The sequence below is a fragment of the Bradyrhizobium sp. USDA 4541 genome, assembly GCF_024171085.1.
Classification (GTDB): domain Bacteria; phylum Pseudomonadota; class Alphaproteobacteria; order Rhizobiales; family Xanthobacteraceae; genus Bradyrhizobium; species Bradyrhizobium australafricanum.
Map to the genome: position 1 here is coordinate 2424333 of NZ_JALJZF010000001.1, position 24204 is coordinate 2448536.

Consider the following 24204-nt stretch of genomic DNA (forward strand, 5'->3'; position numbering starts at 1 on the left):
GAGTCGTCGTTGCGGGTCCCGGAAGCAGGCCATCCGCGGCAATTCCCGCAAGGCGACTACGCCTTTGTTTCTTCCGGCCTCGCTAGAGGGGAGACGCGCTTGGCAAACTCGCGTCCCGGATAGTGCTGGCCGCTATAGGCGACGAGTTCGTCGATAAAGGATTTGGCATAAGGAGCCAGAAAGCGCTGCGGATCCCAAGCCACCGCAGTCCATCGCCCGATCGAGGCGCCCCTGTGAATCAGCGGAAAGGCGCGGACGCCTGCGGACGGGATTTGGACATTCGACGGCACGATGGCGACATCGTTGCCGCCTTTTGCCAGCGCGAGCAAGGTGTGAGGCGCTGCGCTTTCGAGGATCACGCGTGGCCTGATGTGTGCGACGTTGCAGGCGGCATCGAACCAGCCGCGAGATGCGAAGTCCCGCCGCAGGAGCAGCAATGACTCTTCGGCGAGTTCGGCAATCTCCAGCTTCCGCCTGCTTGCGAAGCCATGCCGCGGCGAAACCGCAGCAAGCATATGGACGGGAGCCAGCAACCGGCGGTGATAGCCGTCGTCGGCGGCCGGAATGATCGCGAGATGAACGTCGCCCCGCTGCAGACGATCCGGAACGCGGGCACCACCATCCTCGATCAAATCGATGGCCACGGAGGGGTGCCTGCGCCGGAACAGGGGGAGGAAATTGGCGAGCACCGTTTCCATATGTTGGGTGCTGCAGCCGACGCGCAGCGCGCCGGCCTTGCCGGTTCTCAGCGCGCGGGCACGCTCGCCGAACGATTCGGCATCCTGCAGGAGACGGCGGCCGCGCCGTAGCAGATCCTCGCCTTCTGAAGTCAGTTTGATCCCGCGGCCGACGCGATCGAACAACGGAATTCCGAGTTCGTCCTCGAGCGCCTGGATCTGGCGAGAGGCCGCCGGCTGGCTCAGACGCAGCTGTTGCTGAGCGGCGGCAAAGCCGCCTGCCGCGGCAACGACGACGAAGGTGCGCAGCTGGCGAAGGTCCATTTTCAATGCACCAAATGCATGAATAGATGGATAATAAATGCATTGGACACATTGAGCAAGCCGCGACATCCTTACGTCGCTCAGCCGAGATTTGTCCAAAAGGGAATCGCGATGTTTGACACCGAGCGTTTCGTTGCCGACTGCCGCGCAGCGTTCGCGGCGGACCCGTCTCACCGAGCCATTCATGAGGTCGTTGCCCGCGCGATGTCTGAACCGGCTGCGGTATTCAAGGGACTCGGCGAGCCGCAGCGTCCCGAAAGCCGCGCGCTCTTCCATTCCGAGACGCTGACCATCCTCAACGTGGTGTGGCCCCCCGGCTATATCGTGCCACCTCACGACCATCACATGTGGGCCGTGATCGGCGTTTATGGGGGCCGTGAGGACAACGTCTTCTGGCGGCGCATTCCGAGCGAGCCGAACAGGATCGAGGCTGCCGGCGCCAGGGCCTTGTGCGTGCGCGATACCGTGCCGCTCGGCACCGACATCATCCATTCGGTGATCAATCCAATCGACCGGCTGAGCGGCGCAATCCACGTCTATGGCGGCGATTTTTTCGCCACGGAGCGGAGCAAATGGGATTCGTTGACGCTTGAAGAGGGCCGCTCCGACCGCGAAGAAGCGCGCCGCAACTTCGAACGGGCGAGCGCGCGTTACGAAGCAAGTCTGCGCGAGGCCGCCGGCTGACTGCAGCGCGCTTAAAGAAGTAGCCCATCCATGCTTGCTTGCAGATGTATGACCCAAAAGTCGAGCCACACATTCAGTGTCGTCCCGGGCTTGACCCGGGACCCATAACCACAAATGACAGTAGTTGCGCGACGCTGGGGCCGCAGCCCTCTTCAACAACACAGCCCTGTGGTTGTGGGTCCCTGCTCCCGTGCGCAATTGCGCACTAGGCAGGGGCGACGATTGTGGATGGAAGCCGTGCCACACATTCGCTGTCGTCCTGGCCTTTGCCAGGACGACGCATCGGGAGGATCGCGGGCCCGTTCAGCCCGCCGGTCCGGAGCGGCCCCCAAAAACAAAAACGCCCCCGAGACGGGGGCGTTTTGCGTGTGGTCGCCGGGGCGATCCCGAAGCGGACTTTAGTCCTTCTTGAGGAAGCCCGAAAACTTCTTCTGGAAGCGCGAGACGCGGCCGCCGCGATCCATCAGCTGCTGGGTACCGCCGGTCCAGGCCGGGTGCGACTTGGGGTCGATGTCAAGGTTCAGCGTGTCGCCTTCCTTGCCCCAGGTCGAGCGGGTCAGGTACTCGGTGCCGTCGGTCATGACGACCTTAATCGTATGATAATTCGGATGAATATCGGCTTTCATGACAGTTCCTTCGGCGCGCCGGCGCCCGTCTCAAGATGTCTGGAATACGGGATTTGCGCGGGTCTATAACCCATGGAGCCCGCCAAAACAAGCCAAGAAAGGGCCTAAGCCCATCACCGGATTGGGACTTTACCGGATTTGCCAGCGGGGGGTCGGCGGGCCTATGTGGAGGGCGATAGAACTGGTCTAGATTGATGAGCGTAGCCGAACAGCTTGAGACCCCGCGCGGCGCCCCGCAGCCTCCGCGCGACGCGTTGCTCGATGAGGAAGCCTTCATCGAGAGCCAGATCACTGAGCCGGCGAAGAGCCGTGCCCGGTTGCGGCCGTTGCTTGCGCTCGCGCCCTATGTGGCGCGCTACGAGGGCCGGGCGATCCTCGCGCTGATCTCGCTGACGATCGCCGCGATCACCACGCTGATCGTGCCGGTCGCGGTGCGGCGGATGATCGACATGGGCTTCACGCCCGAAGGCATCGCGATGATCAACAGCTATTTCAGCGTGATGATCGTGGTCGTCGCGGTGCTCGCCTGCGCCAGCGCATCGCGCTATTACCTCGTGATGACGATCGGCGAACGCATCGTCGCCGATCTCCGGCGCGACGTGTTCGCGCATCTGATCTCGCTGTCGCCCTCGTTCTTCGATTCCGCGCGATCAGGCGAATTGGTGTCGCGGCTTACCGCCGACACCACGCAGATCAAGTCCGCGGTCGGCGCGTCGGTGTCGATTGCGCTGCGCAATCTGATGCTGTTCTTCGGCGCCGCCGCGATGATGGTGATCACCAGCCCGCGGCTGTCCGGCTTCGTGCTGCTCGCGATCCCGATCATCGTGATTCCGCTGGTGGCGTTCGGCCGCTGGGTGCGGCGGCTGTCGCGCACCGCCCAAGATACGCTGGCCGATGCCAGCGCCTATGCCTCCGAGCTGGTCAACGCGATCCGCACCGTGCAGGCCTATACTGGCGAACGGCTCGCCAGGACGCGCTTTGCCGGCGAGGTCGAGCAGGCCTATCAAGCCGCGCGCAGCTCGACCAAAGCGCGGGCGGTGCTGACGCTAATCGTCATCTTCATCGTGTTCGCCAGCGTCGTCGTAATCCTCTGGGTCGGCTCGCACGACGTGCTGGTCGGAACCATCAGTCCGGGCCGGCTCGGCCAGTTCATTCTCTATACGGCGTTCGCCGCGAGCGGCCTCGGCCAGCTCAGCGAGGTCTGGGGCGAGGTCTCGGCCGCATCGGGCGCCGCCGAGCGGCTGTTCGAGATCTTGCGCGTCAGGCCGCAGATCGCGGCGCCCGCGTCGCCGCGCGCGCTGCCGCAGCCGGCGCGCGGCGATGTCGGTTTCGACAATGTCAGCTTCGCCTATCCGACCCGGCCCAACGCGCTTGCGGTCGATGAAGTGTCGCTCTCGGTCCGGTCAGGTGAGAAGGTCGCGATCGTCGGCCCGTCCGGCGCCGGCAAGAGCACGCTGTTCCATCTGCTGCTGCGCTTCTACGATCCGAAATCGGGCACTATCTCGCTCGACGGCGTGCCGATCCGGCAGGCCGATCCGGCCGAGGTGCGCGCGCGCATCGCGCTGGTGCCGCAGGATTCCGTGGTGTTCGCCGCAAGCGCCCGCGAGAACATCCGGTTCGGCCGGCCCGATGCCAGCGACGCCGAGGTGGAGCGTGCCGCCGATCTCGCCCATGCCACCGAGTTCCTGCGCCGCCTGCCCGAAGGCTTCGACGCCCAGCTCGGCGAGCGCGGCGTGACGCTGTCCGGCGGCCAGCGCCAGCGCATCGCGATCGCGCGCGCGATCCTGCGCGACGCGCCGCTGCTGCTGCTCGACGAGGCGACCTCGGCGCTCGACGCCGAGAGCGAGACGCTGGTGCAGACCGCGCTGGAGGAGTTGATGCGCCACCGCACCACGCTGGTGATCGCGCATCGGCTGGCGACCGTCTTGTCCTGCGACCGCATCCTGGTGATGGACCAGGGCAGGATCGTCGAGCAGGGCACCCACGCCGAACTGGTCGCCGCGGGCGGACTCTACGCCCGGCTGGCCCGGCTGCAATTCGAGGGGATCTGAAAGAATTGGGGCTCGGCGCGCTCCGCCTATGCGATTCCTATGCAATCGGGGGCGCGCTCCCCTCGAAAACCTATTCCTGCGCAAGGATAGTCGCGCCGCGCCCGACCTCCATCGACAGCCGAAGGACGTCCGGCGCGCGGGGTGTTCGACTGATGCGCGAGAATGCGACCGAACCGGAGAGCAAGCTGCTCCGTGCCTGGCAGCTTGCCGTGCTGCGCTTCGCAGTGACGCTCGACGACGACGATCGGATGCACGCGCTCGGTGTGGCCGGCGAGGTCGACCGGCTGGGCGGCGCGGCCGATGACGCCTTCCACTTCTTCCGCAGGACGACCGCGGAGCTGTGCGCGGCGATCTCCGGTCAGGGCGCGGATCAGGATGCCGTCATCCGGCGGTTCCTGGCGCAGATCGACAATGTCAGGCTCAAGCGTGCGGTCGAAGCGGCGATAGCCAGGGACCGCACGCCGCCGAAACTCGTGGCGAGCCACGTGAAGCCCGGCGCCGATCTCTGGCGCGGGCTGCCGTCGCGGCGTGCAACCGGAACGTAGGAAGGGCCTCACTCTGCAATCGCCATCACGGCGCGGCGGATATTCCGTCACAGCATGTCGCCACACCCCTGGCCGGCTTGCTGCGATCAGTGCGATGCGCTTCTCTGTGCTCGACAGGAGACCGGTCGGTTTCGGAATGCGGGGAGTGGCGAGATGGGTGGCTTGGTGATCAGCGGCGGCCGGGTGGTGGATCCGGCCAGCGGGATGGACGCGATCGGCGATGTCGCCGTCGTCGACGGCAAGATCGCCGCGGTCGGCACCGGCCTCGGCGGTTCCGAACGGCAGATCGACGCGACCGGGCTCGTGGTGGCGCCGGGCTTCATCGACCTGCACGCGCATGGCCAGACCATTCCAGCCGACCGCATGCAGGCGTTCGACGGGGTGACGACCTCGCTCGACCTCGAGGCCGGCGTGTTGCCGGTCGCGTCCTGGTACAAGCGCCAGGCCGAGAAGGGCAGGGTGCTGAACTACGGCGCCGCCGCCAACTGGGCCTTCGCGCGCATCGGTGCGATGACCGGCTCGAATTCGGAGAGCTCGCTGGAATCGTTTGGTGCCGCGATGCGCGATCGCCGCTGGATCGAAAACGTCGCGACCGAAGGCGAGGTCGGCGGCATCCTGGAGCGCCTCGCCAACGCACTGAACGAGGGCGGCATCGGCATCGGCATTCTCAACGCCTATGCGCCGGGCGCCGGCGTGCAGGAATTGACCGCGGTGTGCCAGCTCGCGGCGGATCATGCGGTGCCGACCTTCACCCACGTCGCCTACATGTCGCGGATCGATCCCGAGAGTGCGGCGGAAGCCTATATCCGCCTGATCGGCTATGCCGGCGCCACCGGCGCGCATATGCACATCTGCCACTTCAACTCGTCGAGCAAGACGGATATCGAGCGCTGTGTCGCGCTGATCGCGAAAGCGCAGGCGCAGGGCCTGCCGATCACGGTGGAGGCCTATCCCTACGGCACCGGCTCGACCGTGCTGGCGGCGACCTTCTTCAGCGATCCGAAATTCGAGGAGCGCAACGGCCTCGGTTACGATTCGGTGCAGCGCGTGACCGACGGTCACCGTTTCGGCAGCCGCGAGGAGCTGCTGGCGGCACAGGCCGAAGAGCCCTCGACCTTGGTGCTGTGGCATGTGCTCGACATCGAGAACAACGCGCATCATCGCGATCTGCTCGATATGGCGGTGCTGTATCCGGGCGGCGCGATCGCCTCCGACGCGATGCCGTGGACGCTGTCGGACGGCCGTCCCTACAGCGGCGACGCGTGGCCGCTGCCCGACGATGCCACCTCGCATCCGCGCTCGGCCGGCTGCTTCACCCGCTTCATCCGTGAATGGGTGCGCGAGCGCAAGAAAGTGTCGCTGCTCGAAGGCATCCGCAAATGCGCGCTGATCCCGGCCGAGATCCTGTCGGCGAGCACGCCGGCGATGCGGGCCAAGGGCCGGCTGCAGGTCGGCGCCGACGCCGATGTTGTGGTGTTCGACTACGAGACGCTGAGCGATCGCGCGACCTTCTCGGCGATGAATCGTCCGGCGGAGGGCGTGCGGCATCTCGTGGTCAGCGGCCAGCCGCTGATCAGCGATGGTGTGCTCGATGTCGCGGCGCGTCCCGGCCGGCCGGTGCGCCGGCCTATCACGGGGGGCTGAGGTGCCGGTCCCGATCCTGCTGGTCGCGGGCTTCCTCGGGGCGGGCAAGACCACGGTCGTCAACCATCTGCTGGCGCATGCGCAAGGGCGGCGCATCGCCGCCGTGGTCAACGATTTCGGCGCCGTTAATATCGATGCGGAACTGATCGCCGGCGCCGGCGACGGCGTGGTCAGCCTGAGCAATGGCTGCATCTGCTGCACACTCGAGGGCGACCTGCTGCGCACGCTCGCAACCTTGCTGCGGCGTGATCCGCGTCCCGAATTCATCGTGATCGAGACCAGCGGGATCGCCGATCCCGCCGACATCATCCGCAACCTGATGGATCCCGTGATCTGGAAGGAGGCGCCGCTGGAGACCGTGCTGTGCGTGGTCGACGCGACGCAGCCTGCGGCGATGCTGAACGATGCGCTGCTGCGCTCGCAGCTCCGGGCGGCGGATGTGGTGGCGCTGAGCAAGGTCGATCTGACTGACGCCGCTGCGTGCGCCGCGATCCGCGACGCCGTGCGCGCGGTGCGTCCGGCGGCCGTGGTGGTGGATGCCTTGCATGGCGAGGTGCCGGCCGCGCTGCTGTTCCCGGCGGACCTCGATCATGTGCCGGCTCCGCGCGAGACCGCGCCGCGACGGCCGGCGTCCGATCGCTTCGAGACGCTGAGCTGGACCTCGGAGTGGCCCGTCGTGCTGCCGCGCTTGCAGCAGGCGATCGGCAGACTGGCGCCGAAGCTGGCGCGGGCGAAGGGATTGTTCGAGACGGTGGAGCAGCCCGGGCGGCTGACCGTGTTTCAACTCGCCGGCGGCCGCGCGACCTTGGCTGCGGGCGGCGTGCCGTCGCCCGGCGTGCCGCGCACGCGCATCGTGTTCATCGCCGAGATGGGTGCGCTGTCGCGCGCGGAGATTGATGAGGTGATGCAGGGATGCGTCGAGGCTCAGTGACGCGAACCTACGTTTCCCGTCATACTGAGGTGCGAGGGAAGCAGCGTCTCGAAGGATGAATCGGCCACCAGCCGGGCCGTGCATCCTTCGAGACGCGCGTGCCGCGCTCCTCAGAGTCTGACTCATAAATCACCCAACCTTAGCTGCAGCCGCGAGTCTGCGGGTCAGGAGCCTGATGTGTGCAATCAGCAGCCAGGCAGCTTCGGTTGCCACCGTCGCCTCGAAGTCCTTGGCGAGGCGGCGGCATCTGCCGAACCAAGCGAATGTGCGTTCAACCACCCACCGCCTCGGCAGAAGCTGGAAGCCTTTGACGCCTTGGGGCCGCTCGACGATCTCGACAGTCCATGGACCGCAGTCTGAGAGCGCGTCGAGGAGTTGATTTCCGCGGTAGATCCGGTCGGCAAAGACGTGGCGCAGCCGGGGGAAGTTCATCCGCACGTTCTTCAGCAGCGGTACGGCGCCATGGCAGTCCTGAACGTTGGCCGGATGAACATGAACCCCGAGGAGGAGGCCATTGGTATCCGTCACGATGTGCCGCTTGCGGCCGTAGATGCGCTTGCCTGCATCGTAGCCGCGCGGTCCGCCAGCTTGCGTGGTTGGCGCACTTTGACTGTCGATCACGGCTGCCGTCGGCTTCGGTGTCCGTCCAAGCTTTTTTCGCGCCCGGCGGACAAGCACGCTGACAATCCTCTGCCACCGGCCTGTATCCCGCCATCTATAAAAATAGCCCTGCACCGTCGAATAGGGCGGGAACTCCTGCGGCAACGCCCGCCACTGGCAGCCGGTCGAAACGATATAGAGGATCGCTTCGATCACACGACGCAGCTCCGTCTTACGCGGCCGGCCGCGCCGGTTCGCTCGCGGCAACAGGCGTCTGATCACCGCCCACTCCGCATCGGTCATATCGCTTGCATAACGCAGATCGTCCCGCCGATATTGCTCCCGAGTGATCTTGGTCCAGGGCATCGTGCTCTCCCTCGAATCTTTGCAAATCCGATGGAATCACACCCCACTGAGATCACTCACCCATTTTTCAGTCAGGCTCTCAGGATGACGGGTTGCTTTTCGGCGTCAGCCCTCGACGTCGCTGTGTCATCGCCGCAGCATCACCCGCAAAGCAGGTCTGCGACAATCGCATCGAATTGACAGCTCTGCAGCCAGCACCTATCGTTTTTGCCGACGGTTCCCTTCGGGGATCAAAAGGGAATGCGGTGCGAGGGTAACCCCAATGCCGCAGCTGTCCCCGCAACTGTAAACGGCGAGCCTTTCGTCAATTTGCCACTGGGCCATCAGGCCCGGGAAGGCGTCGACAGGCGATGACCCGTGAGCCAGGAGACCTGCCGTCAGTCGTGGTCACACGCGAGCACATCGGGCGGGGGCGTCCTGGTGGGATCGGAGCACTGCCTTTTTTGGCAATGCGCCAGTCCACGTTCGCGGTGACGTGCCACGTTACCGCGAGTCCTTTTCATGTCTCCGTCCTCTCCCGTTGCGCGCAAATGGCGCCTCGGTCTTCTCTGCTCCCTGTCATCATTGTTGTTGCCGGTCGAAGGCTCGGCACAAACGCCGCCACCAACCAGACTCGATCCGATTGAGGTCGCGCCTTCCGCTGCGGCAAAGCCGAAGCCTGCGGCGCGCAGCCGTGACATGACCGCTGCGGCGCGGCCACGGCCGAGGCCTGCAACAGCCGGCAACGCCCCGCGCGTCGCGGCGTCGGGCGTACCGGGATCGGCATCGCCGACGCTCAATGCCACCACGCAGGGCGGCACCGGCAGTCGTCTCAACCTGACGCCGCTGCAGACGCCGGCAAGCGTCGAGATCATCACGGCGCAGACCATCGCCGAACGCGGCCAGCATAATGTGCTCGATGCCGTCACCCAGGATGCGGCCGGGTTCGTCGCAACGCCGGCACCCGGCAACGGCGGCCTGTCGTTCAGCACCCGCGGCTTTGCCGGCAGCAACTCGGTGATGACGCTGTATGACGGCACGCGCTTCTATATCGGTTCCGGCACGCTAACGTTCCCCTACGACACCTGGTCGACGCAACGCATCGAAGTGCTGCGCGGTCCGGCCTCGGTGCTGTACGGCGAAGGCGCGATCGGCGGCGTCATCAATGTGATCCCGAAGAAACCGCTCAATACGCCCACTAACGAGGCCGAGGTTTCGCTCGACAGCAACATGACGCGGCGGCTCTCGGTGGACAGCACCGGTCCGATCAATCCCAATGTGTCGTACCGCGTCAATGCCACAGGCAACATGTCGGACGGCTGGGTCGATCGCGACAAGACCTCGAACGCGATGGTCTCCGCTGCCGTGCGGGTGCAGGCGTCGGACAATCTCGCCTTCACGCTGTCGGAAGACTACGGCGACCGCAGCCCGTCGCGCTATTTCGGCACGCCGCTGATCAACGGCTCGATCCAGGACGCGCTGCGCTTCAAGAACTACAATGCAGCGGACAGCGCGATCCGCTATCAGGACAGCTGGACCCGGTTCAAGACCGAGTGGGACGTCGCCGACGGCATCAAGGTCAACAACACGCTGTATTACCTGACCAGCGAGCGGCACTGGCGCGACATCGAGAACTACACCTGGAATCCGAAGACCCAGCTGATCGATCGCACGAGCTATATCGAGATCTTCCACGACCAGAAGCAGCTCGGCAACCGGATGGATACGACCTTCAGCGGCCACGTGTTCGGCCTTGCGAACCAGGTCGTCGCCGGGTTCGACGTCAACCGGATCGACTTCACCCATACCAACAACTCGCCCTATGGCGGCGCGTCGTCGGTCAATCCTTATGTGTTCGATCCCGGATCGTTCTTCGCCACGACGACGGCGACCACGCGGGGCTTCAACGCGATCGTCAATCAATACGCGCTGTTCGCCGAGGATCGGCTCTCGCTGAACGATCAGTTGTCGCTGGTGACCGGGGTCAGGTATGATCGCCCCGAAGTGGACCGCACCGACTACAAGACGCCGGCAAACAGTTTTGAGACGACGCTATCGGGCACCAGCTGGCGCGCGGGCCTCGTTTACGAGCCGATCAAGAACCTCGCGTTCTATGGCCAGTACGCGGTCGGCGTCGATCCGGTCAGCAATCTGATCTCACTGTCGACCACGCAGAAGACATTCCAGCTTGCGACCGGCAAGCAGACCGAGATCGGGGTCAAGCAGTCGTTCTGGGGCGGCCGCGGCGAGTGGACGCTGGCTGCCTACGAGATCGTCAAGACCGGGCTCACGATTCCCGATCCCGGCAACCCTACCGGCGGCGTGGCATTGCAGATCGGCCAGCAATCATCCCGCGGGGTCGAAGGATCGATCGGGCTCGCGCTGAACGACGGCTGGCGCGTCGACGCCAATCTTGCGCTGTTGCGCGCCAGATACGACAACAACAGCCAGGTGGTCGGCGGCAAGATCGTCAGCTTCAACGGCAATGTCCCGGTCAACGTGCCGCAGCAGGTCTCGAATGTCTGGCTGACCTGGGATTTCGCGCCCAACTGGTCGGTCTATGGCGGCGTGCAGATCGTCGGTGCGATGTACTCCGATCTTGCCAACACTCAGCTGCGTCCGGGCTACAATGTGGTCAATGGCGGCGTCAGGTGGAAGCCGGATAACCGCACCACGGTCGCGTTCCGCGTCTACAACCTGTTCGACAAGGCTTACGCGGTGACCTCGAACGGCACCGGGCAGTGGCTGCTAGGCATGCCGCGTACCGCCGAATTGTCCGTCAACGTGAAGTTCTGACCATGCGCAACGCTCTGATCCGGCGCGGGCGGCGGTGGCTCTATATCGTCCATCGCTGGATCGGCATTGCGACGTGTCTCCTGTTCGCGATGTGGTTCATCTCCGGCCTTGTCATGATGTACGTGGCCTTTCCGCGCCTTACCGACAGCGAGCGCCTCGCCGCGCTTCCTGTCATTCCCTGGAGCAAGGTGCGGGTCACGCCTGATCGCGCGATGGCGATCGCAGGTGTCGAGCGTTATCCGCGTGACCTGCGGCTTTCGATGATGGACGACACGCCCGTCTATCGGGTGACCGGCTGGAAGGGAGGGACGGTCACCATTTCGGCGACCGACGGCAGCGTGATTGACCGGATCACGCCGGACCAGGCGCTGGCCATTGCCGCTCATCATCCGCATGCCTTGCAGCCTCGCTTGATCGAAACGATCACGCGCGACCAATGGTCAGTCACGTCGCGCTTCGATCCGTTGCGGCCGCTCTATCTGATCGGTCTCGGCGACGCCGATGGCACCGAGCTCTATGTTTCCTCGCGCACCGGCGAGATCGCGCTCGACACCACGCGTTGCGAGCGGATCTGGAATTGGCTCGGCTCGATCCCGCACTGGATCTATCCGACCGTGTTGCGCAAGGACGGCCCGCTGTGGCGGGATGTGGTGCTGTGGATCTCGGGTGTCTGTCTTGTCGTCGCGGTCACCGGCTTCTGGATCGGCGTCCTCCGCCTGCGGCTGATGCGCCGCTACGCTGATGGCGCCGTCTCGCCCTATCGCGGCTGGATGGCCTGGCATCACATCGCCGGCCTGGTCGGCGGCATCTGCGTCTTGACCTGGATGTTTAGCGGCTGGCTGTCGCTCAATCCCGGCGGCGCGTTCTCCGGCCGCGGCGTCACCCGCGAGATCGCGATCGGCTATAGCGGCCATGACACGGCCGACATCGTCGCCGGCTTCCAGTCGTCGCCATCGATGCCTGCGGTGGAGGCCCGCTTCGTCTGGATCGGCGGACACCGGTTAATGTTGCTCGACGACGGCAACGGCGGCCGCAGCATCGCCGATCCTGTGACCGGTGCGCGGATGACCCTCTCGCGCGACGAGGTCATCGCTGCCGCCCGACACGCAATGCCCGGCGCTGCGATGACATCAGCGCGGCAGCTCGATGAACCCGACGCCTATTGGTACACGCTGCACCAGGCGCGCGAGCTTCCGGTATTGCGGATCGGGTTCGACGATCCCGCCCGCACCTGGCTGCACATCTCCCCCGTCACCGGCGAGATCCTCGAGCGCAGCGATGACAGCCGCCGGTCCTACCGCTGGCTGTTCAACGCGCTGCACAGCCTCGATGTCCCGCTGCTGCTGCGCATCTGGCCGGCGCGCGACGTCGTGGTGTGGCTGCTATCGGCGGCTGGTACGATTATCTCGATCAGCGGGATCGTGATCGGGTGGCGCCGGTTGCGGCGGCGGGGGGTACGAGGCAGGCGCGTGTCGGCGGGCCTCGTGCGCACACCCCCGTAAGGCGCGATTACTTGGCGGTCAGGTGCACGTCCGGCGCCGGCCGATCGGGGGCCCATTCCAGTGCAAACCGCTGACCGGCAATGATCTCATAGGTCGAGAGCTTGGATGCGACCGCATCGCGGAAACGGAGATAGGCATCGCGCTGCCGCCCGTTCGAGCGGGCCGCGGCCAGATTGAGCCATTTGTAGGCCAGCACGAAATCCGTCGGAACGCCGTGACCCTTGTCGTACATCAGGCCGAGCTGGGCCTGCGCGAACGGGTCGCCCTGCACGGCGCCGCGATAGTAGCAGTCGGCGGCGGCTGCGTAGGCCTGCGGCACGCCGAAGCCGTGCTCATACAAGAAGCCGAGCATGCCGAGAGCGCGCGCATTGCCGCGCTCGGCGGCCGGCGCGAGCTCCCGAGCCGCCCGGACATAGTCGCCGCGATGGAAAGCGGCCGATCCGCGCGCGACGCTGTCGGCGCTCGCGACAGAGGCGGTCATCGCCCAAAGCACGATCGCAAGCGCAGCCGAGAGGCCTGTCCGTTGGGCGAGAACGCGGCGCATCCTGCTGCCCGGCTCAGTGATAGCTGGTGGTGATCGGCGCATTGGTCGATGTCGTGGCGATGCTGCCGCGCAATTTCGATCGAAGCTCCTCGGCCACGGTCTGGGCGTCGGAGCCGTTGCGGATGATCTGCGGGCGGATGAAGATGATCAGCTCGGTACGCTGGGTGCCGTTGCTCTGATGTCCGAAGGCGTCACCGAGGCCCGGAATCTGGTCGAGCACCGGAAGCGCGTTGCGGGCGCCGCTCTGCTGTTCGCTGATCAGGCCGGCCAGCAGCACGGTCTGACCGTTGGCCACCGAGATCTGGCTCTTGACCCGTCGCTCCGAAACGGTCGGCGTCAGGTTGACCGTGCTGCCGCTGCTTTGGGGAACGTTGCTGATCTCCTGCTCGACATCGAGCCGTACGGTGCCGTTCACGCTGACGCGTGGCGAGACCTTCAGGATGATGCCGGTGTTGCGATAGTCGATGGTGTTGACCACCGTGTTGCTCGTGGTCAGCACCGTCGCGCTGCCGGTCGAGACCGGGACGACGTCGCCGACCTGCAGGGTCGCGACCTGGTTGTTGATCACCACCAGCGAGGGATTGGACAGCACCTTGACGCTGGTGACGGCGTGCAGCGCATCCAGGATCAGGCTCGGCTGCGTTGCATTTCCGATCAGGAAGTTGAAGCCCGGGAAGCTCTGGTTGATGAAGGCATTGGTGAGCGACCCCGCGACCGAGACCGCGCCGGTGGTCGCGTCGGTGGTGGTCGCGGGAGCGGATGTGGCCTGGGTGCCGAGGATCGAGCCGGTGTTCGGCTTCAGGCCGAGGTTCTGGCTGGTGAGATAGGTCTGCACGCCATAGGACAAGGTGTTGTTGAGCGTGACCTCGGCGATCGTCGCGTCGATCGCGACCTGGAGCTGCGGCTCGTCGATCTGCAGCAGGGTCGACTCGATAATGCGGTAGTTGGCCTGGTCGGCATAGATCAGGAGATTGTTGTTCACGATATCGGGCGTGATGCGGACGTCCTGCATGACGGGCTGCCCGTTGCCGCCGCCGGCACCGCGTCCGGCATCCAGCGCGGCATTGTTGCCCTGGCCAGGATTGTTGGGATTGTTCGCTTGCCCGCCGGCGCCGAATCCCTGGCCAAGGCCCTGGCCTGTTGCGCCTGTCCCCGACGTGCCGCGGGATGCGAAGCTGCTCATGCCTGAATTCGCGCCGTTGTTGTTGTTGAGCGACAGACGGTCGGCGACGCTCGAGGTCGACGAGGTGCCGGAGCCGGGCGCGAGCTGGCTGTCGGCACTGTCGAGCAGGTTGCCAGACGATCCGCCAAGGAACATGTCGGTCAGGACCCGCGCAATCTGGCGCGCATCGCCGTATTTGACGCGGTAGACATGGACCGAGGTGCGCGCCGTGTCGTTGCGGTCGAGGCGCTTGATCCAGGTCGCGGCCGTGTGCAGCATGTCGGGCTTCTTGGTCACCACCAAAATCGCGTTCAGGCGCGCGATCGGCATGAACTTGATGATATTCTGGCTGAGGCCGTTCTCGCCGGAATCGACGATCTTCTCCAGCTCGGCAATGACAGGCGTGGGCGAGCCGCTCGAGATCGGGAAGATGCCGACGGATTGGCCGCGCATCCAGTCGACGTCGAAACTGAGCACGGTATCGACCGCGGTGCGGCGCTCGGCGCCGGTGCCCTGGATCAGCAGCAGGTTGCGTGTCGTGTCGGCGCGGATCGCGCCCGCCCTGGTGGCGAAGCTGTCGGTCAGCTTCATGAGGGTCTGCGCCGACACATATTGCAGGGGGACCACCGAGATGCCGAATCCGGGTTCGGGATTGGCCGCCGCGGCATCGACGCGGCCGCCGCCGACGGCGTCGCCGAGCGGCGTCAGGCGATAGCCTGCCGTATCCTTGAGCAGCACAACGCCGCTCAGGCGGAGTGCGTTTTCAAGCACGAACACCATGTCGGACTTCGGCACCGGGCGGACCGAGACCAGGCTGACCGTGCCCTGCACCCGCGGGTCGATGGTGTAGCCGACATGCAGGATGTCGCCGAGCACCACCTTGGCGACGGTCGCCACCGGCGTGCTCTCGAAATTCAGATCGAAGCCATTGCCGTTCGACGCCGGCTGAGGCCGCGCGTCCGCGACCGCCGTCACTTCGCTTCCGTCATACATCGCTGCGCGGACGCTGCCGCTCTGGCTGCCGCCCGTCGCCGCCAGTGCGTTCGCCGGTTGCGGCTGGCGCTGCGCCAGGTCCAGCGAGCGCACCTTGTCGGTGACGTCGAGTTGGGATGCGTCCACGCTCTCGCCGACCGTCGCAGAATTGCAGGACGCCAACAGCCCCAATGACGTCAAGGCAAAAATGGCTGCGAGGCCGCCACGGATCGTCGGGCAGCGGCCCACTGTGCCTACGCGTTGCATGAAGGCCCTTCGCTTTGACTAACTGAAATTTCGATTGCTTGCGACGATCGGTCCTGCCCCGGAGCGACTCTTAGCGATCGAACATGACAGAAATAAATTGGTTACATGATTGTCGTTCGCGACCTGCCCATCGCATCGCACCTAAACTGTGCAGCCGGCGCGCTGCTTGTGTCCGCGATGCCACCCTCAAAGTTTCTTGAGCGCGACGAATGATGTGACTTCGCACAGCTGTCACACTTCGGATCGATAACCGCACAATTGCCGGGAGCCGAACGCGACGGCACGCAGCGGCACTTGGCACGAACTGATCCGGGATAGTGTGGCGGGATATCGAGAATGGCCAACGACCTGTCCGTTCGGTTCGTGGATTATCTGCGTCAGAACAATCACCTGGCGCCGAGCGATGGAACGGCCGAGCGGACCGGGCAGGGCGCCGACGCAAGGCAATCGAAGCTGTGGGAGGTCACCAGCCTCTCGCCGACCGACTTCGCCGACGAAGCCGCGCGCTTCTTTGCGCTCGGCCGGTTGACGCTCCAGGAGATGACGTCGGCCGAGCCGCTGGTCGGGGCGTTCTCGCCGCGCTTCCTGCGCGAGACCATGGTCTATCCGTGCCGGGCGGTCGACGGGACCACGGTGCTCGCCGTCGTCGACCCGACCGATCAGGCGACGCTGCGCGCGGCACAGATCGTGCTTGGCGCTGATATCAATGTGAAAGTGGCATCGTCGGAAGACGTCGCCATCGCGCTGAACAACTCTTCCAGCACTGAAGAGGCCGAGGCCGCCGATAGCGCGGCGGCGCTGCCCCGCGAAGACGACATCGAGAGCCTGCGCGATCTCGCCAGCGGCGCGCCGGTGGTGCGCGCGGTCAACGATCTGATCGAAAAGGCGGTCGAGCTTCGCGCCAGCGACATCCATATCGAGCCGTTTTCCGGCGGGCTGATGGTGCGCTTACGGATCGATGGTCTGCTCCGGCCGGTCGCCGCGCTGTCGGGCGTGCTGCCCCAGGCGGTGGTCTCCCGCATCAAGATCATCGCCAACCTCAATATCGCCGAGCGCCGCCTGCCGCAGGACGGCGCGGCGCGGCTGCGGGCCGGTCGCACCGACATCGATATCCGCGTCGCGATCATGCCGACGCAGCACGGCGAATCCTGTGTCATCCGCATCCTGCCCAAGGATCGCGGCTTGCTGGTGGTCGAAAAGCTCGGATTCTCCGAGCCTGACGAAGCCAAGCTGCGGCGGCTCTTGAAGCTGCCGCACGGCATGGTCGTGATCACGGGGCCGACCGGCAGCGGCAAGACCACGACGCTGGCGACGATCCTGTCGATCCTCAATGAGCCGAGCCGCAAGATCCTGACCATCGAGGATCCGGTCGAATACGAGCTTCCCGGCGTCAACCAGTCCCAGATCAAGCCCGCGATCGGCCTGACCTTCGCCACCGCCCTGCGGTCCTTCGTTCGCCAGGACCCTGACGTGATCATGGTCGGTGAAGTCAGAGATTCCGAGACCGCGCATGTCGCGGTGCATGCGGCGCTGACCGGGCATCTGGTGCTGACGACGCTGCACACCGAGACCGCGGCTGCCGCGGTGCCGCGTCTGCTCGACCTCGGGGTCGAAGGCTATCTGTTGCGTTCGGTGCTGCGCGGCGTGATCGCGCAGCGTCTGGTCCGGCAACTCTGCGAGCGCTGCAAGACGGCGCGGCCGCTTGCAACAGCCGATTTCGCCGAGGACCCCCGGCTCGCCGCGCTCGGCTTCAAGGCCGACGAGATCATTCACGAGCCATGCGGCTGCGAGCGCTGCGGCGGGACCGGCTATCGCGGCCGCCTCGGCGTGTTCGAACTGCTCGAACTGTCCAATGAACTGCGCGAACTGATCGGGGAGCGAACCGACGGGCTGAAGATCGATACGATGGCGATCCGCTCGGGCATGACCACGATGCTCGACGATGGGGTCGCCAAATGCCGCGCCGGATTGACCTCGCCCGCCGAGATCCTCCGCGTCGCAACGGTGCGGTGACGCCGTGCCGAATTATCGCTATCGCGCTCTGACCCAGGCCGGCGAGATCGTGAACGGCACGATCTCCGCCCCGACGGCGGCCGAGGTGGCGCGGCGGATCGAATATCTCAAGCTGCTGCCGATCGAAACCACCGAGGACAAGCGCGCATCCGGCGCCGTCGGCGCCCGCAGCTTGTTCGGCGGGCCGAGCGCGGCCGAGGTCACTACGTTCACGCGTGATCTCGCACTGCTGCTCAAGGCCGGTGCGCGTCTCGACGATGCCTTGGAGCTGCTGTCGGGCGACGCGGACGTGGGCCGGATGCGTCCGGTGGTGGCGAAAATTCGCGCCGCCCTGCTCACCGGCGAGAGCTTCGCCGACGCGGTCGCCGATCATCCAACCCTGTTCCAGCCGATGTACATCGCCCTGGTCCGGGTGGGAGAAATCTCCGGCACGCTCGATTCTGTGCTGGAGATGCTGGGCACCGAGCGCGCGCGTTCCGAGCAGATGCGGCGCAAGCTGACCGACGCCATGCAATATCCGGCCTTCGTGCTGGTCGCAGCGTCCGGGGTGATGCTGTTCTTCCTGCTGTTCGTGCTGCCGCAATTCTCGACCGTGCTCGGCGATTTCGGCGGCAAGTCGGACACGGCGCTCGCCAGCTTCATCGCGGTGTCGGATTTCCTGCGCGCCAATGCCACCGCGGCAAGCCTGATCAGCGCGGCGACGATTGCGCTCGCATGGTGGCTGCTGCGGCAGGCGCGCGTCCGCGCCGCGCTGGTCAACGCCATCTCGCGGGTGCCGGGCATCAGCAGCGCCTTCCAGTTCTATCGCGCCAGCCTGTTCTGCCGCAATCTCGGCGTCCTGCTCGGCAGCGGCGTCAACCTCACCGCCGCGTTGCGCATCCTGGTCGACATCATGTCAGTGACCGGAAGCGAGGCGAACTGGACCGCCGCCGCCGACCGCGTCCGCCATGGCGGCAAATTGTCGGAAGCACTCGCCGTGGCGGACAGTCTGCCGCCGATGGCGGTCCGCATGCTGCGGCTCGGTGAAGAGACCGGGCAGCTGCCGGTGCTGGCCGGGCGGGTCGCGGAATTCTACGAAGCAAAATTGCAGCGCAGCCTGGACCGGGTCGTCGGCATCGTCGGTCCGCTGGCGATCATCACGATCAGCACCGTCGTCGGCGGACTGATCGTGTCGGTCATGACGGCGCTGCTCTCGGTCACGCAGCTAGTCGGTTAGAGCAGGGGTCATCGGCCATGATATCGCGCAACACCATCATAAAGGCATTCGCCACGCGAGTGGAACGCGCTCGCGCGCCGTCGCAAAGCCAGAGGCGTTCGGGGCAGGAGGGCTTCACGCTGGTCGAGATGCTGGTGGTGATCGCGATCATCGGCCTGATCATGGGGCTGATCGGCCCGCGCGTGCTCAACTATCTCAGCGAATCCAAGGTCAAGACCGCGCGAATTCAGTTGCAGAGCTTCTCCAGCGCGCTCGACCTGTTCTATCTCGACGCCGGGCGCTTCCCGTCCACGGCTGAGGGGCTCGCCGCGCTGGTGCGGCGCACGCCGGGGGTCGCGGCCTGGAACGGCCCGTATCTGAAGGGCGGCAACGTGCCAAACGATCCCTGGAACCACCCCTATCTCTATCGCTCGCCCGGCGAGCACGGACCCTATGACATCGTCTCCTACGGCTCCGATGGTCAGGAGGGCGGCAGCGGCACCTCGGCCGATATCTCGCTCGAGAAGACCACCGCCGCCAACAACAACGACCAGTAAGGATGCATCGCAAGCATGAGTGACGCGACGCAGCGCGGTTTCACCCTGCTCGAGATGGTGTGCGTGCTCGCCATCATCGCGCTGCTGGCGGCCGTGCTGCTTCCGTTCATTCCGCACCAGACCTCGCGATCGCGCCTGCAGGCCTATGCATTGCAGACCGCGACGCTGCTGAAGGCCGATCGGAATGCCGCCATCGAGCGCAGCACCAGTGTTGCGACGCTGGTCGATGCGCCGAGCCGGGTGATCCACTCCGGCGCGTCGCGCATGACGGTGCGGATCCCCGAAGACGTGCGGTTCGATGCCGTGCTGCCGCAGAGCTGTCAGCGCCGCGCCGCACTGTCGACGATCCGCTTCTTCGCCAATGGCGGTTCCTGCGGCGGCTCCATCGCGCTGACGCGGCTCGATGCGGGATATGAGGTCCGCGTCAACTGGCTTACCGGAAGGGTTGAAATCGTTGCTCGCGACGTCGCCGCCAACTAACCGCACTGATGCGGGGTTCACCATCATCGAGGTGCTGGTGGCGCTGGCGCTGGTGGCCGTCTCGATCGTTGCGATCGGCGCCGTCATGGGCGTCAAGACGCGCGGCGTGCGGGCGCTGGAGCAGCACGTGGCGCTGATGCAGGCGGTGCGCACCTTGATGACGGTCGGCATCCCGCCCCGCGCGGAATTGCAGTCGGGCACCTCGACGGGGCAGGCGGAGGGCTACCGCTGGACGATTGATGTCAGTCCGCTCGGTGGCGACTGGAAAGTGCCCGAGGGCAATGTGCCCTGGGCTCCGGAGCTGGTACGGATTCGCGTCAAATCTCCGGGCGGTGCGCTGTCCGACATTCGCACCGTGCGCCTGATGCCGAGGTCGTCGGAATGACCCGGGCATGGGCAGACCAGCGAACGGGCGAGCGCGGCTTCACGCTGATCGAGACCATCGTCGCGCTGGCGCTGATGGGGCTGTTGCTGTCGGCGTTCGCCAGCATCACGGCGCAGTGGCTGCCGAGCTGGAACAGAGGCCTCGACCGGATCCAGCGCAGCGAATTGATCGGGATCGCGCTGGAGCGGATCGGCGCCGATCTTGCGGCCGCGGAGTTCGTTGCCGCCAACCGCGACAGCCACAAGCCGCTGTTCGACGGATCGGAGTTGTCCGTGATGTTTGTGCGCACGTCGGTGGGGCCGAATGCCGGGCCGGGGCTCGACGTGGTGCGCCTTGGCGAGACGCGCGATCGCGGCGAGTTCGTCACGGTTCGCACGCAGACGCGGTTCACGCCGCTGGCTGAAGGGGTGTCGCTGTCGGAACAGGTCCATCTCGCCAGCCCGGTGGTGCTGCTGCGCGCGCCCTATCGGCTGTCGTTCGCCTATGCCGGTGCTGACCGGGCCTGGAAGAGCGCGTGGAAGGACGCGGACAGACTGCCGGCGATGATCCGGCTGACCGTGCGCGACGCGGCGAGCCAGCGCGTCCTGTCGGTTTCGACCATCGCGCCGGTCCATGTCCAGATTCCGAGCGACTGCACCAAGCCGGACGGCAATTGCGGCGACAAGCAGAGTTCCGGCAGTGACACCGATCAGGGGAAGACGTGATGGGCGCGTCCGGCAAGATCGGCCGATCGCCGGCCAATCGCGGTTTCGTCATCGTTGCGGTGCTCTGGATCCTGCTGGCGCTGTCGTCGCTGGCGATCATCTTCTCGGCCTATCTGGCCGCGTCGGCGCGCGCGCTGGCGGCCAGCGATCTGTCGTTGCAGACCGAGGCGCTGGTGTCGGCCGGGGTTGAGCTCACCGCCTATCAGCTGACGCTGGCGGACGAGAAGACGAGGCCGCAGCAGGGGACGTTTCATTTCGGTCTCGACGATGCCAGCGTCGATGTCACCTTCACGTCGGAGGCCGGCCGCCTTGATCTGAATTATGCATCGAAGGAGATGCTGATCGGCCTGTTCGTCGTGCTCGGTGCCCGCAAGGACGCCGCCGCCGAATATGCCGACCGGATCGTCGGCTGGCGAACCCGGCCCGCGCCGGGCAGCGAGAACGTGGAGGCGGCGCGCTACAACGCGCTTGGCTATTCGCCGCGGCAGGGGCTGTTCACCCATGTCAACGAGCTGGCGCTGGTCGCCGGCATCCCCGAAGCGTTTGTCGATCGCGTGTTGCCATTCGTGACGGTGTTTAACGGCGGTCCGGACGTTGATCCGACCATTGCCGCACCGGAAGTCGCTCTCGCCGTCGATAAGGCACCGGGGAAGGACCAGGACGGCTTCGGGGCGCGCCCGGCTTCGCCGAGCGGAATCGCTGCCGGAACGCAGGCCCCAAGCCAGCAAAGCGCGGCATCGACGGCGCAGAGCCCGTGCTACCGGATCGCAATCTCGATCCGCTTCCGCAACGGTCACCGGACCACATCCGAGGCGGTGATCGCACTCGGTGACAAGGTCGAGCCCTATCGGGTGTTGTCCTGGCAAAACGACGTCGAGGCGCGAATTACGGCTCTGCCGCGCAGGAGAGGTTGATGGCAATGCTTGCCGAGGCACGGCAATGGTTCGAGCAATGGATCGCCGCGGTCGCGACGGCCGTCGACGGCGTCGCCGGCATGTTCATGCGCCGGCGCAGCATCGAGCTCGACGAGAATGGCGATGGTACGTTCACCGCCCGCCTCGCGGTCTCGAAGGATGGCTCGCCTTCGATGCCGGTTTCGTTCCGGCTCGATCACGATGCGCCGCAGCCTCCGCTGCCGGCGGAGTGGAAGACCGCGTTCGACGGCAGCCGCATCGAGGTGCGTTTGCGATCGGATCAAATCGTCAGCCGCGTGCTCGATTTCCCGAGCCAGGCAAGCGACTTCCTCGACGGCATGATCCGCGCACAGGTCGACCGGCTGACTCCATGGAGCGCTGCCGATGCCGTGTTTGGCTGGAGTTCGCCGCAACCGATCGCCAATGACCGCATCGAAGTCGCGTTCGGCGCGACCGCGGCGGCGAAGGTCGATCCGTTGATCCGGATGGCGAGGATGCTCGGCGCCGCCTCCGTCGCGGTCTTCGCGCCGGCGGTTGGCGGCGACGGCGCCGCGCAGCAGGTGACGCTGCTCGACAAGTCGCTGCGCGGCCTTGCCGGGCCTTCGGTTCCGCGCCTGTTGCGCGTCGGCCTGGTCTCGACAGCGGCCGCGGCCGCGGGCTCGCTGCTGCTGAACATCTATCTCGGCGGGCGGCTGCAATCCGAGCAGGACGATCTGCAACACCGGATCGCGCAGCGCCGCGCCGCGCTGCGTCTCGATGCCAATGGCGACTCGTCCGGGCTCGGCCTGCTGGCCAAGCGCAAGCAGACGACGCCGTCGAGCGTCATGGTCCTGGAAGCGGTCTCGCGCGTGCTGCCCGACACGACCTATGTGACGGAGCTTCGCATCGAGGGCAACAAGGTGCAGGTGGTCGGACTGACCCAGGATGCGCCATCCCTGATCCGGTTGCTGGAGCAGTCGCCGCAATTCACCCGCGCGACGTTCTTCGCGCCGACGACGCGTGCGGCAAATGAATCGGCCGAGCGGTTCCACGTCGAGGCCAACATCACTGCTTATTTTGGGTCCGGCTCATGAGCGCAGCATCCCGATCGCTGACCGCTGTCAGCACCTCGCCAATGGTCGCGACCGCGAGCTATCTCGGCCTGTTCGTGCTGCTGCTCTTTGTCGTCATCTCGTCACTCTCCGACATCATCGGCCTGCGCAGCGATGTCGCGGCAGCGGCCGGAATGCTCGAGCAACTGGAGGGGAGATCCAGGGCGAATACCGCGCCCGGTCAGCCGCCGATGCCGACCGGCTCGGCCTATCTCGAGGGGGCGACCGTCACGGTGGCCGGCGCCACCTTGCTGCAACGGGTGTCGGGTGCGGTGATCAAGGCCGGCGGCAACGTGCTGTCGACGCAGCTCGACGTTCCGAACGCGCCGGCCAAGGCCGGCTTCATCAGCATGGTCGCGAGCAGCGAGATCGAGCAAGCGCAATTGCAGCAGGTGCTCTACGATCTGGAAGCCGGCATGCCGTTTTTGTTCATCGACCAACTGGTCGTGCAACCCGTCGCCGACGAGGCCGCCAAGAGCGCCGATCCCGGCAAGCTGCGCGTGCTGCTCGGCGTCTCCGGACAATGGCGAGGAGCGAAATGATGCGACGCTTCGCAGCGACCATCGTGCTGTTGGCAGTGTCGGCCTATTCGTCGCCGGCTGCGGTGCCTGCCCCGTCCGGCGATGCATTGGACGCCGGGATGCTCGACGATACTCGCCTCGGCGGACCGGTGCTGAGTTCACCGCCACCGTCCGAACCGGTGACGTCGGTCCGGGTGGTCCCGTCGCCGGCACCGACACCCCGGCCGCTCAGCGCAAATCCATTGTGGGGCATCCCGCTCAAGACACTGTCCAACACGCGCGACCGGCCGGTGTTCTCGCCGTCGCGGCGACCGCCGCCTGCCGTCGTTGCGGAACCGGAGGTTAGCAAGCCGGCGCCGCCGCCGCCGCGCAAGGTCGCGATCGAGCCACCGCCGCTGTCGCTGGTCGGCACGATCGCGGGAGATGACGAAAGCTTCGGGATCTTTCTCGATCAGTCGACCAAGACGGCGCTGCGGCTGAAGATCGGCGACGACTTCCAGGGATGGAAGCTGCGGTCCATCAACGGCCGCGAAGTCACGATGCAGAAGGACGATCAGGGGGCCGTGCTCACATTGCCCCAGCCCGGTGGCGACGAGAGCGGCGATGTCCGCCTGGTTCCGGTCAGCACGGAAAGGAAGCCCTTGGCCGCGCGGCGCCAGATGTGACCGCGCGTC

General features: G+C 65.9%; 22 protein-coding genes and 1 riboswitch. Of the genes, 17 read left to right on the top strand and 5 right to left on the bottom strand.

The window, feature by feature from the left end; genetic code table 11:
* Positions 1 to 56: 56 nt before the first annotated feature.
* Positions 57 to 1187 (bottom strand): LysR family transcriptional regulator, encoded by a 1131-nt coding sequence (locus tag J2R80_RS11295; protein ID WP_253638597.1) that lies wholly within the window; start codon positions 1185 to 1187, stop codon positions 57 to 59.
* Positions 1188 to 1205: 18 nt separating this feature from the next.
* Here J2R80_RS11295 and J2R80_RS11300 point away from each other — a divergent pair, with 18 nt between their 5' ends.
* On the top strand, positions 1206 to 1685 hold the full coding sequence (locus J2R80_RS11300) for a hypothetical protein (protein ID WP_210262858.1): 480 nt from the start codon (positions 1206 to 1208) through the stop codon (positions 1683 to 1685).
* Between the two features lie 398 nt (positions 1686 to 2083).
* Here the strand turns inward: J2R80_RS11300 and rpmE are convergent, their stop codons facing one another.
* Positions 2084 to 2311: a 50S ribosomal protein L31 gene (gene rpmE / locus J2R80_RS11305; protein ID WP_016845230.1), complete on the bottom strand. Its 228-nt coding sequence runs from the start codon at positions 2309 to 2311 to the stop codon at positions 2084 to 2086.
* Positions 2312 to 2505: 194 nt separating this feature from the next.
* Here rpmE and J2R80_RS11310 point away from each other — a divergent pair, with 194 nt between their 5' ends.
* From J2R80_RS11310 to J2R80_RS11325, 4 genes are all read left to right on the top strand, one after another.
* Complete coding sequence (locus J2R80_RS11310) at positions 2506 to 4362, top strand: ABC transporter ATP-binding protein/permease (RefSeq protein WP_253588775.1); 1857 nt, start codon at positions 2506 to 2508, stop codon at positions 4360 to 4362.
* Positions 4363 to 4514: 152 nt separating this feature from the next.
* The gene (locus J2R80_RS11315) at positions 4515 to 4907 is read left to right on the top strand and encodes a hypothetical protein (RefSeq protein ID WP_253638598.1); all 393 of its coding nucleotides are present in this window, start codon (positions 4515 to 4517) and stop codon (positions 4905 to 4907) included.
* A 153-nt stretch (positions 4908 to 5060) separates the two neighbouring features.
* The gene (locus J2R80_RS11320; RefSeq protein WP_057017717.1) at positions 5061 to 6551 is read left to right on the top strand and encodes an amidohydrolase family protein; all 1491 of its coding nucleotides are present in this window, start codon (positions 5061 to 5063) and stop codon (positions 6549 to 6551) included.
* A 1-nt stretch (position 6552) separates the two neighbouring features.
* Positions 6553 to 7482, top strand: coding sequence for a GTP-binding protein (locus J2R80_RS11325; protein ID WP_253588777.1), 930 nt, complete (start codon positions 6553 to 6555; stop codon positions 7480 to 7482).
* 129 nt (positions 7483 to 7611) lie between these two features.
* On the opposite strand, the gene J2R80_RS11330 is transcribed toward J2R80_RS11325, so the two are convergent.
* Positions 7612 to 8448: an IS5 family transposase gene (locus tag J2R80_RS11330; protein ID WP_076824982.1), complete on the bottom strand. Its 837-nt coding sequence runs from the start codon at positions 8446 to 8448 to the stop codon at positions 7612 to 7614.
* Positions 8449 to 8645: 197 nt separating this feature from the next.
* Positions 8646 to 8842: riboswitch (cobalamin riboswitch) on the top strand.
* Between the two features lie 107 nt (positions 8843 to 8949).
* Here J2R80_RS11330 and J2R80_RS11335 point away from each other — a divergent pair.
* Together J2R80_RS11335 and J2R80_RS11340 are read left to right on the top strand one after the other, a co-directional pair.
* Positions 8950 to 11223, top strand: a complete 2274-nt coding sequence (locus J2R80_RS11335) for a TonB-dependent receptor (protein WP_375162574.1) — start codon at positions 8950 to 8952, stop codon at positions 11221 to 11223.
* A gap of 2 nt (positions 11224 to 11225) precedes the next feature.
* Positions 11226 to 12725: a PepSY domain-containing protein gene (locus J2R80_RS11340; protein WP_253588779.1), complete on the top strand. Its 1500-nt coding sequence runs from the start codon at positions 11226 to 11228 to the stop codon at positions 12723 to 12725.
* A gap of 7 nt (positions 12726 to 12732) precedes the next feature.
* On the opposite strand, the gene J2R80_RS11345 is transcribed toward J2R80_RS11340, so the two are convergent.
* Positions 12733 to 13206: a tetratricopeptide repeat protein gene (locus tag J2R80_RS11345; protein WP_057017771.1), complete on the bottom strand. Its 474-nt coding sequence runs from the start codon at positions 13204 to 13206 to the stop codon at positions 12733 to 12735.
* Between the two features lie 76 nt (positions 13207 to 13282).
* Positions 13283 to 15670, bottom strand: a complete 2388-nt coding sequence (gene gspD, locus J2R80_RS11350; RefSeq protein WP_253638600.1) for a type II secretion system secretin GspD — start codon at positions 15668 to 15670, stop codon at positions 13283 to 13285.
* Between the two features lie 336 nt (positions 15671 to 16006).
* On the opposite strand from gspD, the gene J2R80_RS11355 reads away from it, so the two are divergent.
* Genes J2R80_RS11355 through J2R80_RS11400 form a run of 10 tightly spaced genes read left to right on the top strand, consistent with a single transcriptional unit; the run spans position 16007 to position 24195 of the window.
* On the top strand, positions 16007 to 17683 hold the full coding sequence (locus tag J2R80_RS11355; protein WP_253588781.1) for a GspE/PulE family protein: 1677 nt from the start codon (positions 16007 to 16009) through the stop codon (positions 17681 to 17683).
* Positions 17684 to 17687: 4 nt separating this feature from the next.
* Entirely contained in the window at positions 17688 to 18899 is a 1212-nt protein-coding gene (locus tag J2R80_RS11360) for a type II secretion system F family protein (RefSeq protein ID WP_057017722.1), read from the top strand.
* A 17-nt stretch (positions 18900 to 18916) separates the two neighbouring features.
* Positions 18917 to 19435: a type II secretion system major pseudopilin GspG gene (gspG, locus tag J2R80_RS11365; protein ID WP_057017723.1), complete on the top strand. Its 519-nt coding sequence runs from the start codon at positions 18917 to 18919 to the stop codon at positions 19433 to 19435.
* Between the two features lie 15 nt (positions 19436 to 19450).
* Complete coding sequence (locus J2R80_RS11370; RefSeq protein ID WP_050386340.1) at positions 19451 to 19915, top strand: type II secretion system protein; 465 nt, start codon at positions 19451 to 19453, stop codon at positions 19913 to 19915.
* Positions 19890 to 20300 (top strand): prepilin-type N-terminal cleavage/methylation domain-containing protein, encoded by a 411-nt coding sequence (locus J2R80_RS11375; RefSeq protein WP_156436257.1) that lies wholly within the window; start codon positions 19890 to 19892, stop codon positions 20298 to 20300. The genes J2R80_RS11370 and J2R80_RS11375 overlap by 26 nt, the downstream gene beginning before the upstream one ends.
* A complete protein-coding gene (locus J2R80_RS11380; RefSeq protein WP_253638601.1) occupies positions 20297 to 21004 on the top strand; it encodes a type II secretion system protein J in 708 nt (235 codons plus the stop codon). Before J2R80_RS11375 ends, J2R80_RS11380 begins: the two co-directional genes overlap by 4 nt.
* Complete coding sequence (locus J2R80_RS11385; RefSeq protein WP_253588784.1) at positions 21004 to 21918, top strand: general secretion pathway protein GspK; 915 nt, start codon at positions 21004 to 21006, stop codon at positions 21916 to 21918. The genes J2R80_RS11380 and J2R80_RS11385 overlap by 1 nt, the downstream gene beginning before the upstream one ends.
* Entirely contained in the window at positions 21918 to 22991 is a 1074-nt protein-coding gene (locus J2R80_RS11390; RefSeq protein WP_229190383.1) for a PilN domain-containing protein, read from the top strand. Before J2R80_RS11385 ends, J2R80_RS11390 begins: the two co-directional genes overlap by 1 nt.
* On the top strand, positions 22988 to 23551 hold the full coding sequence (gspM, locus tag J2R80_RS11395) for a type II secretion system protein GspM (protein ID WP_253588785.1): 564 nt from the start codon (positions 22988 to 22990) through the stop codon (positions 23549 to 23551). Before J2R80_RS11390 ends, gspM begins: the two co-directional genes overlap by 4 nt.
* Positions 23551 to 24195, top strand: coding sequence for a hypothetical protein (locus tag J2R80_RS11400; RefSeq protein WP_253588786.1), 645 nt, complete (start codon positions 23551 to 23553; stop codon positions 24193 to 24195). The genes gspM and J2R80_RS11400 overlap by 1 nt, the downstream gene beginning before the upstream one ends.
* Positions 24196 to 24204 lie beyond the last annotated feature (9 nt).